This window comes from Streptomyces sp. NPDC002958, from assembly GCF_055563255.1.
Window position 1 is genome coordinate 137,200 of record NZ_JBVHDS010000003.1, and the last position, 13,188, is coordinate 150,387.

Here is a 13,188-nt window from a genome sequence, read left to right on the forward strand (position 1 = left end):
TTGCCGCACCCAATGTGTCCAGCCGGTCGACCGTACTCACCGCGTCTCGGTGAGGCCGAGCTTCCCGGCCGAGGGGAGAGGCGTGGCCGACCGTGAGGGGCGCCGAGGCCCGTACGGTCGTCGGAGCGGGCGTCGGCGGACCGTGGTCCGGGTCCGGAGGAGCTCCCCGCTCGGATCAGGGCGCAGCCGGGCGGCCATCCGCAGCGACGGATGCCGACGAACCAGCGGCTTACCGGCTGGGCGCCGTGCGGTGCCCTGCCCGCGCCGACAGGGCACCCGCCACGCCCCTGGCGCGGGACGACGGCATCCGCCCGCCGTGAGGTCTCTTTACGCGGCCGGCCGAGCCGGGCGCGTGAAGGTCACCGCGACCGGGATTCGTGACCGTGGCGCGGTTTGGGTACGTACTCCGGGCAGTCGGGGTTATGGCACGGTCCTGGGCCCCACATGGGCACAAAAATGCCCAGCGTCTTGTGTCGTGTGACCTCGCCGATGACGGGCTTGTCACAGGCTGGGCACGTGTACACCTGAACATCACGCTCTTTTGTGGCCATTTTTTTACAATATGCCCGTATTAAGGAGATGGGTAGTGCTCACACGGCCCATCTGCCCGGCAGGGGGACGGGCGTTCTGCGCGTTCGACCTGGTCAGCGTTGTGTCAGGGCCCTGGCGCGACGCAGTTGCCCTCGGCCCGATCCGAGCGGAGTCGGGCGGCGGGCGCGTCTGTCGTTTCGCAGGCCCTTCGATCATGTCCATGCCAGCCGCCCGCTGGGCCACATCATGGGAGACGATCTCGTTCGGTTCTTCCTCGGCAAAGGTTCTCCATGTCCGATCGCGCCGATGGAAACCGTGGGTCTCTGCTCGCGGTGAGCGACCTTCACGTCGGGATGGCGGACAATCGCCCCGTCATCGAGTCCCTGCGGCCGGATTCGGGCAATGACTGGCTCATCGTCGCCGGTGATGTCGCGGAAAAGGTCGAGGACGTGGAATGGGCGCTGCGGCTGCTCGCCGGGCGGTACTCCCGGGTGATCTGGACCCCCGGGAACCATGAGCTGTGGACGACCAAGAACGATCCGGTCCAACTGCGGGGGCAGGAACGGTACGAACATCTGGTCGAGGTGTGCCGGAGGCTCGGGGTGTCCACTCCGGAGGATCCGTACCCGCTGTGGCCCGGCCCCGAAGGGCCGGTGGCCGTCGCGCCCGTGTTCCTGCTGTACGACTACAGCTTCCGGGCGCCCGGAACGTCGACCAAGGAGGAGTCCCTGGCGTACGCGCACAGTACGGGGGTGGTGTGCACCGACGAGTTCCTGCTGCACCCCGACCCGTACCCGAGCCGTGACGCCTGGTGCCGGGCACGGGTGGTGGAGACGGAGCGGCGCCTGGCCGCACACGATGCGGAGATTCCGCTGGTCATAGCCGGCCACTGGCCCCTGGTCCGCGAACCGATGGACGTCCTGAGGTATCCCGAGTTCGCCCAGTGGTGCGGCACGGAGCTCACCGCCGACTGGCACCGGCGCTTCAATGTGGCGGCCGTGGTCTACGGCCATCTGCACATCCCCCGTACGACCTGGTACGACGGGGTGCGCTTCGAGGAGGTCTCCATCGGTTACCCCAGGGAATGGCGCAAGCGGGGCCACCCCAAGGGGCTCCTGCGGCGGATCCTTCCGTACGCCAATGGAGCCAGGGGGCCGGAGCCGGTCAGCGATGGCCCAGCACGTTGACCACACGGGCCGCTGGGGTCGCGGACGAAGAAGCGGCGTACGGCTGCCGCACGCCCCATTCCTTCGCCGTGCTGACACCCTGCAGCCCGGCCTCGGCGGACGCGGCGCGGAGCAGCGGATCAGATGACCGGCGGCCGTCCCAGTTTTGTCATCTGCCACACCGTGCGCCACCGCATGGGCTGCCGCCGCCCGCACGGTGTACGGACCCCCTCGGCGAAGCCGCCGGCCCAGGCACGCAGACCCGTCGCCGACCGGGTGCGGGCCACGGTCAGAAGGGTCCAGGTGCCCAGGTAGGCCGGGACCAGGGGGAGGGGCAGATTGCGGCGCGCCAGCCAGACCCGGTTGCGGGCCGTCATCCGGTAGTAGACGGAGTGCCTGGCCGGGGAGGTCTTGGGGTGCTGGAGCAGCAGGTCGGGCTCGTAGAGGATCTTCCAGCCCGCGTCGAGCGCCCGCCAGGACAGGTCCGTCTCCTCGTGCGTGAAGAAGAACTCCGCGGGCCAGGGCCCCGTCTGGGCGAGCATCTTCATGGAGAGGGCGTGGCCGCCGCCCAGGAACGCGGTGACCGGGCCGCGCCGCATCGGGTCCGCGGCGCGCAGGCGCGGGACGTGGCGGCGCTGGGTCTCGCCGTGCTCGTCGGCGATCCGGAAGCCGACGATGCCGAGCTGCGGGTCGGCGGCGTACAGCTTCTGGACCTTGCGGAACACCCCGCTGTCGACCAGAAGCCCGTCGTCGTCGAGTTCGATGACGACATCCACGTCGCCGAACTCCGCCAGCTGGCGCAGGGCGACGTTACGGCCGCCCGGGCAGCCCAGGTTCTCGTCGAGTTCGATCGCCGTCACACCGCCGGACAGATCGGACAGGCCGGGAAGCGCGGTGAAGTCCGGGAGCCGTGAGCCATTGCCCACGACGACGACACGGACCGGCCGGACGTCCTGTCCGGCCACCGAGGCCAGCAGGGCCTCGACCTGCTGCGGGCGATCGCCCATGGTGACGATGGATACGGCGATGCGCGGTTCGGGCACGGTCGGTACTCCTGGTCTCGCTGTGGTGCCCGCGATCGTAGTGGCATTCCGCGGTCACCCGATGTTCAGCCGCCCGTTGTCGGCCTGCCATGTCCCGTGATTCCTCGCCAGGGTGCGGTGGCGGGGGATCGTCGCCGGTGGGCAGGGCGGGGTGACCCGCAGGCGCCCGGCGGGGCGACGGCACCGGTCTTCGGCCCGCGCACAATCCATGGCGCCGCCCTGCGTGCAGCCGGACCCGTTTGTCAGCCGAGTGAGCCGGCCTGACCGGGTACCGATTCGAGGGTGCCGACCAGGCGCTCGCCCCGGTCCTCAGCCATGTCGAGCGTGGCCAGCACGGCCGGGGTCGAAATGCTCGGCAGTACGTAATGCAGCAAGACCGAAATCCTTCGCCCCAAGTCCTCGCGCTTACAAAGGGCTTGAGACATCACCTGAATACCGGAGAAGGAACCTGCCAACATCTCGGCGGTCTCGCCGGGGTTGACATGCGGCAGGAGTTCGCCCTGGTTCTTCGCGGCGATCAGCAGATGTTCGAGCCGGTCTATCCAGGCACGGAACGGGGTGCCCCGGTCGAGCCCTTCCACCGCCTGATCCATGGCCAGTCCGACGCTGGCGCGGACCAGGGGCTCATGGCGGAGCCGGTGGGCGAGCAGCATGCCCTGATCGACCAATTCCTGAAGCTTCGTCAGCTGTGGAGGAAGTGGATCGCTGTCCAGCTGTACATCCATCACCCCGAGCGCGAGATCTTCCTTCGAGGTGAAATGGAAGTAGAGCGCCCCCTTTGTCACACCGGCCCGCGCGAGAATTTCGCTGATGGTGGCGCTGCTGTAGCCGCGTTCGTCGAAGACGGCGGCAGCCGCCACCAGGATTGACCGTCGAGTCTGGATCGCGCGCGCCTGCTGTGCCATCAGCTACGAGTCTCTCTCAGTCGTGGCGTGGTCAGCACCACTGGGATATGGCTGGATAGGAAAACCGGACTGCCAGTATCTTACTGCGGGGGCGGCCTGCCCTCCCGGTATGGATCCTCTGGGAGGAAAATTCATGGTTCAGCTCACCTCGCACAGCGCTTCGTTTTCCGTCGAGGGTATCGGTGTCGCCGAATTCACCGAATCCCTCAAAGCGGACGGGACGACACCGAGGACCAGGCGCGCCGAAGGCAACGTCTCCGGACACCTGGTTCACCGGTCCGATGCGCAGGACATCTTTCCCACCGGCTGGACGAGGCAGACCGACACCCAGTTCTCCGTATCGGCCCGTTGGCCGCATGCGCACCGCTTCTTCGCCCCCGTGTCGGGCCGTTATCAGGATCCGCTGCTGATCGCCGAGACCATGCGTCAGACGACGATGCTCCTGGGTCATGCGGCGTTCGACGTCCCGGTGGGTGACCAGTTCGTGATGTGGGAGCTGGCCTACGTCTCCGAGTCCGATCAGCTGCTTCTGGGTGAGGCGCCCTGGGACATCACGGTGGATGTGTCCTGCTCCCGGATCCGGCGGCGCGGCCGGAGCATCGGCTCCATGCACGTCGAACTGCTCCTGCACCGCCTCGGCGCCGTCCTCGCGAGAGGCGGAGGGCATATCAGCTGCACCTCGGCCAGGGTGTACGGCAGGCTGCGCGGCGACCGGCAGGACGTGATCGGCGCTCCCATACCCCTCCTGCCCCCCGTCGCACCGGCCGAGGTGGGCAGGACCGATGAACGCGATGTCGTCCTGGCTCCGGCTCCGCAGCACAACGTCTGGCAGCTACGGCTCGACACCGGACATCCGACGCTGTTCGCCCGGCCCAACGACCATGTGCCGGGCATTCTGCTGTTGGAGGCGGCCCGTCAGGCGGCCGTCGCCGTCACCCCCGGCCATGACTTCCTCCCGGCGTCGGTGAAGACCGACTTCCTCCGGTACGTGGAACTCGACCGCCCCTGCTGGATCGAGGCCCGGTCCGTCCCGACAGGCGACCGCACGACGGCCGGGGTGCACGTCACCGCGACGCAGGACGGGGAGCCGGTCTTCACCTGTACCCTCGGCTCCCCGAGAGGGCAGTACGGCGCGGCGGGGAATCAGGGCGACCCGGGCGATCAGCCGAACGACCGGCAGGATGAACAGTCATGACACCGCGCATACTCATCACCGGCGCTACCGGTTTCATCGGCAGCCAGGTGGTGGCCGCGGCCCGGGCCATTCCCGGCCTCCGACTGCGACTGATGACCCACCGTACCGCCCTTGCCGCGTCCGCCACGGCGGGTGCCGGGCCCGACGTCGAGACGGTGTACGGGGATCTCACCGCACCCGCGACGCTGCGCGGCAGCTGCGAGGGCATCGACGCGGTGATCCACTGCGCCTCCTGGATCGGCGGTGACGAACCGACCGCGCGATCGGTGAACGATCACGGTACTCGCGCCCTGGTCGAAGAGGCGGCCCGTTGCGGGGTCGCCCGGATCGTCCATCTGAGCACGGCATCCGTCTACGGGCGGGGCCCGTTCGCCCGGCTGCGGCCGGGAGAGGCCGAGCCCGCCCCGGCCTCGGCCACCAGCCTGACCCGCGCCGCCGCCGAGCAGCACGTCCTCGCGGCCGGTGGCGTCGTCGTGCGCCCGCACATCGTGTACGGGGCGGGGGACCGGTGGGCCGTGCCCGGGCTGGTCGGGCTGGTCCGCCGGCTCTCGGCCGGACTGACCGGGTGCGCGGCGCGGCACTCGATGATCGACGTACAGGCGCTGGGGCGCGCGCTGCTGGGCGCGGCGCTGTCCCCGAAGGAGCCGGCCGGGGTCTACCACGTCAACCACCCCGAACCGGTGAGCTGTTCGCAGCTGCTGTCGACGGTCGTCACCGAACTGCGGCTGCCGTGGGCTGCCGCAGGCATCGATGTGGACGAGGCCCGCGAGCGGCTCGCCGACGTCCCGTATGCGCTCCACCACCTCGGCATGCTCGCCGTGGACCACTGGTTCACCGACGAACGGGTCGGCCAGGACTTCGACTGGGAGCCGGGCGACGCCTTCACGACCGCGTTCGCCCGGCACGCCCCGTGGTACCGCCAACACCTCAACCGCTGAAGGCCCCCGGCGTTCCCCGGCGTTCCCCGGCGTTCCCCGGCTTCCCCCGTCAGGTCCCGATCCGGGTGCCCGTACCGCTCACCCGCACCCGGGCATCGCCCGCCCGCAGTTCGACCGTGAGCGCGCCGGGGCGGCCCACGTCCTCGCCCTGGGGGAGGGTGAGGGCCGTCGGGCGACCGGTTCGGGCGGCCCGTCAGCCGCGTCCCACGTAAGGCATCGTCGTCGCCAGGACTGTTACGAACTGCATGTTCGCCTCCAGCAGCAGCTCCGCCATGTGGAGCACCGTCCGGGCCACGTCGGCCGCCGCCATCACCGGCTCCACCGCCGGCTCGCCATTGGCCTGAAGGGTGCCGGTCCGCATCCGCTCGGTCATGTCCGTGGCCGCGTTGCCGATATCGATCTGCCCGCAGGCGATCCGGTACGGACGGCCGTCCAGCGACAGCGACTTCGTCAGCCCCGATGGTGTGCTTGGTCACGGTAGGCGACCGAGTGCGGGCGCGGCGCGTGGGCGGAGACCGAGCCGTTGTTGAGACGGTGATCACCCGGCGTTCTCCCCGGCCAGTGGGGCGGTCTCGACGAGGGGTTCCGGGCGCCGGGGCGCGAGCGCCACCGACCAGCCGGCGCCGGTCAGGGCGAGAGCCACCGCGCGGCGATTCCGGAGCCCGCGCCCGTCACGACCGCCGTCCTCGGGTCGGAGTTCAACATTGTGTTGCTCATGACGCCGCAGCGTACGCTTTGCCGTCCTGCGGGTACGCGTGGAACCGCACGGGGTCAAGAAGGCGTGTACGGCGGCGGGTTACCACTCCGGACGGCCACAGATGATGACCACGACCTCTGTCATGTATGCGCACTTTGCGCCCATGGACCCAGTCCTGCCACATTCCTCATCCGCGCGACGCCCGAGCGACGCGAACACGACAGCCGCACGACGTGCTGGGCCGGTGGACTTCCCGAGTACACCACCAGCCAGGGGAGGACAGATGACGCATTCATCGCACCAGCAGGAGCTGCGCGACGCCGTCAGGAATGTCGGACGCCGCCGCTTCCTCACCGTCACCGGTGCCGCCGCCGCGCTAGCCTTCTCGGTCAACCTGCCGGCCGCGGGCACCGCGAGCGCCGCCGAGTTGGATGCCCGGAAGATCAGCGAGGACCCGTTCACCCTCGGCGTCGCCTCGGGCGACCCGCTTCCCGACTCGGTCCTGCTGTGGACGAGACTCGCACCCCACCCGTACGAGCCCGGAAGCGGACTGCCCCCGGCCCGCGTGCAGGTGCGCTGGGAACTCGCCCGCGACGAGCGCTTCTCCCGCATCGTCCGGCGCGGATCGACCACCGCCCACCCGGAGTTCGACCACAGCGTCCACGTCGAGGTCAAGGGCCTCCAAGCGGGCCACGTCTTCTACTACCGCTTCCGCACCGGCACCTGGACCAGCCCCGTCGGCCGGACCCGCACCGCGCCCGCCCACAGCGCCGGCAACAACGCGCTGAGCCTGGCCACCGTCTCCTGCCAGGCCTACCGCGACGGCTACTTCACCGCGTACAAGCACCTCGCCCAGGAGGACGTCGACGTGGTCTTCCACCTCGGCGACTACCTCTACGAGTACGCCGTCGACGCGACCGGCGGAGCCCGCAAGTACACCGACCGCACGCTCCCGGCCCACTTCAACAAGGAGACGGTCACGCTGGAGGACTACCGGCTGCGGTACGGCCTCTACAAGTCCGACCCCGATCTGCGCGCCGCCCACGCCGCGCACCCCTTCGTCGTCACCTGGGACGACCACGAGACCGAGAACAACTACGCGGGCGACATCCCCGAGAACGGCGTACCGCCGGAGGAATTCCTGCTGCGCCGTGCCGCGGCCTACCGCGCCTACTGGGAGAACCAGCCGCTGCGCATGCCGCAGCGGCCGGCCGGCCCGGACATGAAGCTCTACCGGCGCCTGCACTTCGGCAGTCTTGCCCAGTTCGACATTCTCGACACCCGCCAGTACCGCAGCAACCAGGCATACGGCGACGGCTGGCAGACGCCCGGACCGGAGTCCGAGGACCCGTCGCGCACCATGACCGGCGCCACCCAGGAGCGCTGGCTGCTCAACGGCTGGCGCGCCTCACAGGCCACCTGGAACGTCGTACCGCAGCAGGTCACCTTCGCCCAGCGGCGCGATGTCCCCACCGACGCCTATCGGCTCTCCATGGACTCGTGGGACGGCTACCCCGCCTCCCGGGACCGCATCCTGAAGGGCGCCGAAGACGCCGGGATCGACAACCTGATGGTGCTGACCGGCGATGTGCACGTCGGCTACGCCTTCGACCTGAAGAAGGACTTCAACGACCCGTCCTCCCGCACCGTCGGCACCGAGATCGTCGCCACATCCATCGCCAGTGGCAAGGACGGATCGGACAAGCCGGCCAGCTGGTACAACCAGATGCAGGCCAACCCGCACATGAAGTTCTTCAACGGCCGTCGCGGATACGCCGTCATCACGCTGGGCCCGAAGCAGGCACGCGCCGACTACCGCACGGTGTCGGCCGTCACCACCCCCGGTGCACCCCTCGCGACGGCCGCATCGTTCGTCACGGAGGTGGGGAACCAGGGCCTCACGCCCGCGTAAGGCCCTTCGCGGACAGGCCCCGGTCACAGCCGAGGCCGTCGGCCGGGTAGCGGACGCCGATGCGGTCACGTACCGCGTCGAGCGTCCGCATCACGGCAAGGGAACCGTCCAGCGGCACCAGCGGCGACTCCGTCTCGCCCGCCCGCAGCGCCCGCGCCACCTCCGCCTGCTCGAACTGCATCCCGCGCAGCCCCTCGCCCGCCGCCCCCGCGGTGAACTCCTGCGGCTCGTGCCCCTCCCGGTGCAGCACGAACCGCTCCGGGTAGAAGAAGCCGCGAGGGAAGTCGATCCGCCCCCTCGTGCCCGTGACCGAGGCGGTCAGCGGTGTGTTCGCGACGATCGAACAGTTCAGCAGCGCCGAGGCGCCCGCCCCGGACCAGCTCAGCAGCATCGCCGTGTTCAGATCGACACCCTCGGCAGAGAGCAGCGCGTCGGCCTGCACCCGGTCCGGCTCGCCCAGCAGCAGATGCGCGAACGACACCGGATAGACCCCGAGGTCCAGCAGCGCACCGCCGCCCAGCGCCGGGTCGCGCAGCCGGTGTCCGGGACCGAACGGACCCGCGAGCCCGAAGTCGGCCTGGACGGTACGGATATCGCCGATGGCGCCGTCCCGCACCAGCTCCGTCATGCGCCGGATGACCGGGTTGCAGTACGTCCACATGGCCTCCATCAGGAAGAGGCCGCGGTCCCGGGCGAGCTTCACCAACTCGTCCGCCTCCCGCGCGTTGAGCGTGAACGCCTTCTCGCACAGCACGTGCTTCCCGGCCTCCAGACAGAGCGCGGCCGCCTCCCGGTGCGCCGAGTGCGGCGTCGCGACGTACACCACATCGACCTCGTCGTCGGCGGCGAGAGCGGCCCAGCTGCCGTACGCCCGGGGTATCCCGAACCGCTCCGCGAACGCCTTCGCCGAGGCGTCCGTACGGGATGCGACGGCCACCACCTCCGCGTCCGGCATCGCCCGCAGATCCTCGGTGAACGTCGCGGCGATACCGCCGGTCGCCAGCACACCCCAACGCACAGCCCCGCTCATGCCCGTCATGCCTGCTCCCCAAAGAGGTCTCGACCAGTCCGGCTGAGCTGAGAGCATAGAGGCGGATTCAACGACATGGAGATGAGAATGCCGGAGAGCGGCGCAAGCCGGGCCCAGCAGGAACGTACACACATATCGACCACCGGGACCGGGGGCGCGGAGTCCGCGGCCACCGGCACACCTCCCGGACAGCCGGCCGCCACCGAAGCGGCCCGACGCACCGGACTCCTCGTCACCCTGATCCTCGGCGGCCTCACCGCAGTGCCGCCCCTCTCCATGGACATGTACCTCCCGGCACTGCCCGCGGTCACCGAGTCCCTGCACGCCTCCGCCGCGGCCGTCCAGCTCACCCTCACCGCCTGCCTCGCCGGCATGGCGCTCGGACAGGTCGTCGTCGGACCGATGAGCGACCGGTGGGGCAGGCGCAGGCCGCTGCTCCTGGGCCTGATCATTTATGTCGTCGCCACAGCGATCTGCGTCTTCGCCCCCACCACGGAACTCCTCATCGGCTTCCGCCTCCTGCAGGGCCTGGCCGGTGCGGCGGGGATCGTCATCGCCCGTGCCGTGGTGCGCGACCTGTACGACGGCGTGGAGATGGCCAAGTTCTTCTCCACCCTGATGCTGATCTCCGGCGTCGCACCGATCGTCGCACCGCTGATCGGCGGACAGGTGCTGCGGTTCACCGACTGGCGGGGGATCTTCGCCGTCCTCACCGTCGTCGGCGTGGTGCTCACCCTGGTCGTCTGGAAGTGGCTGCACGAGACCCTGCCGCCGCAGGACCGGCACACCGGCGGCATCGGTGACACGCTGCGCACCATGCGCGGGCTGCTCGCCGACCGGGTCTTCACCGGCTACATGATCGCGGGCAGCCTCGCCTTCGCCGCCCTCTTCGCGTACGTGAGCGCCTCACCGTTCGTCGTGCAGGAGATCTACGGGGCCTCGCCGCAGACGTTCAGCCTGCTCTTCGGTATCAACTCGGTCGGCCTGATCGTCGTGGGCCAGATCAACGGCAAGGTGCTGGTCGGCCGGGTCAGCATGGACAAGGCGCTCGCCTTCGGGCTCTCGATCATCGTGCTGGCCGCGGCCGCGTTGCTGCTGATGACGTCCGGGGTCTTCGGAGACGTGGGTCTGGCTCCGGTCGCCGCCGGGCTCTTCGTGCTGATGTCGGCGATGGGACTCGCGATGCCGAACACGAACGCGCAGGCTTTGATGCGTACGAAGCACGCTGCCGGGTCCGCCTCCGCACTGCTCGGCACGTCATCGTTCCTGATCGGCGCCGTCGCCTCGCCGCTTGTCGGGATCGCGGGCGAGGGGACGGCGGTGCCGATGGCTGTCGTGCAGTTGGTGTGCGCGGTGGGCGCGCTGGCCTGCTTCCTGGGGCTGTGCCGGCCCTGGCAGCGGGCGTCGTAGCAAACCCGGGGCCCCGGTCCGGCCGTCCGGCAGACCGGGGCGGCTAGGTGCGGGCCAGGTGACTGGTGTCAAGACCGACCGGCACATGGAGGGCGGCGTCGCGGGACCGGGCACGCACGTCTGCGGCGTTGTCGTCAGTCGACAAATCCCCCACAGCCTCGACATCCCTGTCGGCCGCAAGGCCGCCGCCGGCCCCACCGGTTCGCACCGGGTAGGCCGCGCCCTTGTCACTGCCGCACTCACCATCGGCGCGCTGGCCATGCTCTTCCCGTTCGCGCTGATGGTGCTGACCGCCTTCCAGACCGGCGGCTCCCTCTCCGACGCGTTCAGACTGGAGAACATCGGCCTCGGCTCCTTCGAGGAGCTGACCAGGGCGCTGCCGTTCTGGCGCATCCTCGGCAACTCGCTGTGGATCTCGGTCCTCTCCACCCTGTGCCAGCTGGTCACCAGCACCCTCGCCGCGTACGCCTTCGCCCGGTTCACCTTCAAGGGCCGTGACACGCTCTTCCTGGTCTACCTGGCGACGATGATGATCCCGCAGCAGGTGCTGCTGGTCCCGCTGTTCGTCGAGATGAAGCAGCTCGGTCTGATCGACACCTACGCAGGCATCCTGCTGCCGGGGCTCGCGTCCGCCTTCGGTACCTTCCTGATCCGCCAGGCGATGGTCGCCGTACCCCGGGAGCTGGAGGAGGCCGCGCTGGTGGACGGCGCCGGCTATCTGCGGATCCTGTGGAGCGTCGTGCTGCCGATCGTGCGGCCCGCGCTCGCCACCTTCACCGTGTTCGGTTTCATGGCCTCCTGGAACAACTTCCTGTGGCCGCTGGTGGTGACCCGCTCCCAGGAGCTGTCCACGCTGCCGCTCGGACTCTCCACGCTGCAGGGTCAGTTCACCACCGACTGGAACGTGGTGATGGCCGGCTCGGTGCGGCTCCTGGTTCTTCTCCACGCTCGCCGAGTCCGACGTCGACTGGGGCGTGGTGCTGGAGCCCGCCAACGGCACCCGCGCCAACTCCGTCTTCCAGAACACCCTCGCGATGTCGAGCCAGTCGAGGAACACGGACGCCGCCTGGAAGTGGCTGACGTACATGACCACCTCGCAGGAGGTGGCGCAGAAGCTCGGCGCCCTGGTCATCGAGGCCTGGTCGGACGAGGCCACCTTCACCGTCTTCCGCGACGCCGAGTACCAGGTGACCGAGGACGGCGCCCCGCACCGGCTGAAGGACTTCACCTTCCCCGAGGACGGCGCCTGGCCCGACCCCAAGGGCATGGTCGACGAACTGCACGACCGCGACATCAAGGTGCTGCTCTGGCAGATTCCGCTGATGAAGATGCGCCCGGCGCCGCGCGGCCAGGCAGCCGCCGACGCCAAGGCGGTGATCGACAACGGGTACTGCGTCAGGGAACAGGACGGCAAGCGGCCCTACCGCAACCGCGGCTGGTGGTTCCCGCAGGCGCTGATGCCCGACCTCACCCATCCCGAAGCCCGCGCCTGGTGGCTGGAGAAGCGCCGCTACCTGGTCGACGAGGTCGGCATCGACGGCTTCAAGACCGACGGCGGCGAGCACGCATGGGGCTACGACCTGCGCTACGCCGACGGCACCGGAGGCGCCGTCACCAACAACCTCTTCCCGGTCGAGTACCCCCGCGCCTACGGCGAGTTGCTGCGCGAGTGCGGCAAGGCCCCGGTGACGTTCTCCCGCGCGGGCTTCACCGGCTCGCAGCAGGCGGGCGCCTTCTGGGCCGGCGACGAGGACTCCACCTGGGACGCCTTCCGCCACTCGGTCAACGCCGGCATCACCGCTTCCGCCTGCGGAATCGTCTACTGGGGCTGGGACATCGCCGGTTTCTCCGGCGACGTGCCGAGCGCCGAGCTGTATCTGCGTGCCTCCGCGGCGTCCGCCTTCATGCCGGTCATGCAGTACCACTCGGAGTACAACCACCACCGCACGCCGCTGCGCGACCGCACTCCGTGGAACATCGCCGAGCGATCCGGCCGCCCCGAGGTGCTGGAGATCTTCCGCTTCTACGCCAAGCTGCGCGACCGGCTGGTCCCCTACCTCGTGGCCGAGACCCGGGCCGGTCTGGCCCAGGGCAAGCCGCTGATGCGCGGCCTGTTCTTCGACTACGCCGGCGACGAGCGGATCTGGGAATTCCCGGACCATTTCACGCTCGGTTCCGCGCTTCTCGTTGCCCCGGTGACCCAGGAGGACGCCGAGTCCAAGGAGGTCTACCTCCCGGCCGGCACCGAGTGGATCGACGTATGGACCGGCGCGCGCCACCAGGCGGCACCGCTGTGCGCCGCGCCACCCCGTTGGACGTCGTACCGGTGTACGCGCGTGCCGACCGATGGGACGAACTGAA

General features: G+C 69.7%; 9 protein-coding genes and 3 pseudogenes. 7 read left to right on the top strand and 5 right to left on the bottom strand.

Translation table 11 applies throughout. The features are described from left to right. The first annotated feature begins 821 nt into the window (after positions 1–821). The gene (locus ACZ3IC_RS06985) at positions 822–1,718 is read left to right on the top strand and encodes a metallophosphoesterase family protein (RefSeq protein WP_467413393.1); all 897 of its coding nucleotides are present in this window, start codon (positions 822–824) and stop codon (positions 1,716–1,718) included. Positions 1,719–1,837: 119 nt separating this feature from the next. Here the strand turns inward: ACZ3IC_RS06985 and ACZ3IC_RS06990 are convergent, their stop codons facing one another. Both ACZ3IC_RS06990 and ACZ3IC_RS06995 read right to left on the bottom strand, forming a co-directional pair. Then, entirely contained in the window at positions 1,838–2,740 is a 903-nt protein-coding gene (locus ACZ3IC_RS06990; protein ID WP_467413395.1) for a glycosyltransferase family 2 protein, read from the bottom strand. A gap of 242 nt (positions 2,741–2,982) precedes the next feature. Then, positions 2,983–3,645: a ScbR family autoregulator-binding transcription factor gene (locus tag ACZ3IC_RS06995; protein WP_467413396.1), complete on the bottom strand. Its 663-nt coding sequence runs from the start codon at positions 3,643–3,645 to the stop codon at positions 2,983–2,985. A gap of 133 nt (positions 3,646–3,778) precedes the next feature. Here ACZ3IC_RS06995 and ACZ3IC_RS07000 point away from each other — a divergent pair, with 133 nt between their 5' ends. Beyond that, positions 3,779–4,840, top strand: coding sequence for a ScbA/BarX family gamma-butyrolactone biosynthesis protein (locus ACZ3IC_RS07000; RefSeq protein ID WP_467413398.1), 1,062 nt, complete (start codon positions 3,779–3,781; stop codon positions 4,838–4,840). Next, positions 4,837–5,778, top strand: coding sequence for an NAD-dependent epimerase/dehydratase family protein (locus ACZ3IC_RS07005; RefSeq protein ID WP_467413399.1), 942 nt, complete (start codon positions 4,837–4,839; stop codon positions 5,776–5,778). Before ACZ3IC_RS07000 ends, ACZ3IC_RS07005 begins: the two co-directional genes overlap by 4 nt. Before the next feature lie 49 nt (positions 5,779–5,827). On the opposite strand, the pseudogene ACZ3IC_RS07010 reads toward ACZ3IC_RS07005, so the two are convergent. Beyond that, positions 5,828–5,941: pseudogene (locus ACZ3IC_RS07010) on the bottom strand (phenazine biosynthesis protein PhzF); the annotation flags it as partial. A 30-nt stretch (positions 5,942–5,971) separates the two neighbouring features. Next, a pseudogene (locus ACZ3IC_RS07015) lies at positions 5,972–6,495 on the bottom strand (SDR family oxidoreductase). Between the two features lie 263 nt (positions 6,496–6,758). Here ACZ3IC_RS07015 and ACZ3IC_RS07020 point away from each other — a divergent pair. Then, complete coding sequence (locus ACZ3IC_RS07020) at positions 6,759–8,387, top strand: alkaline phosphatase D family protein (protein WP_467413400.1); 1,629 nt, start codon at positions 6,759–6,761, stop codon at positions 8,385–8,387. Here ACZ3IC_RS07020 and ACZ3IC_RS07025 read toward each other — a convergent pair. Then, positions 8,374–9,417: a Gfo/Idh/MocA family protein gene (locus ACZ3IC_RS07025; protein WP_467414017.1), complete on the bottom strand. Its 1,044-nt coding sequence runs from the start codon at positions 9,415–9,417 to the stop codon at positions 8,374–8,376. The two genes, ACZ3IC_RS07020 and ACZ3IC_RS07025, sit on opposite strands and share 14 nt — an antisense overlap. Positions 9,418–9,504: 87 nt before the next feature. Between ACZ3IC_RS07025 and ACZ3IC_RS07030 the strand changes: the two genes are divergently transcribed. The 3 genes and pseudogenes from ACZ3IC_RS07030 (at position 9,505) to ACZ3IC_RS07040 (ending at position 13,187) form a co-directional block, all read left to right on the top strand. Continuing rightward, positions 9,505–10,827: a multidrug effflux MFS transporter gene (locus ACZ3IC_RS07030; protein ID WP_467413403.1), complete on the top strand. Its 1,323-nt coding sequence runs from the start codon at positions 9,505–9,507 to the stop codon at positions 10,825–10,827. Positions 10,828–11,107: 280 nt separating this feature from the next. Beyond that, positions 11,108–11,698 (top strand): annotated as a pseudogene (locus ACZ3IC_RS07035) (carbohydrate ABC transporter permease); the annotation flags it as partial. A 106-nt stretch (positions 11,699–11,804) separates the two neighbouring features. Continuing rightward, positions 11,805–13,187 (top strand): TIM-barrel domain-containing protein, encoded by a 1,383-nt coding sequence (locus tag ACZ3IC_RS07040; RefSeq protein ID WP_467413406.1) that lies wholly within the window; start codon positions 11,805–11,807, stop codon positions 13,185–13,187. Position 13,188 lies beyond the last annotated feature (1 nt).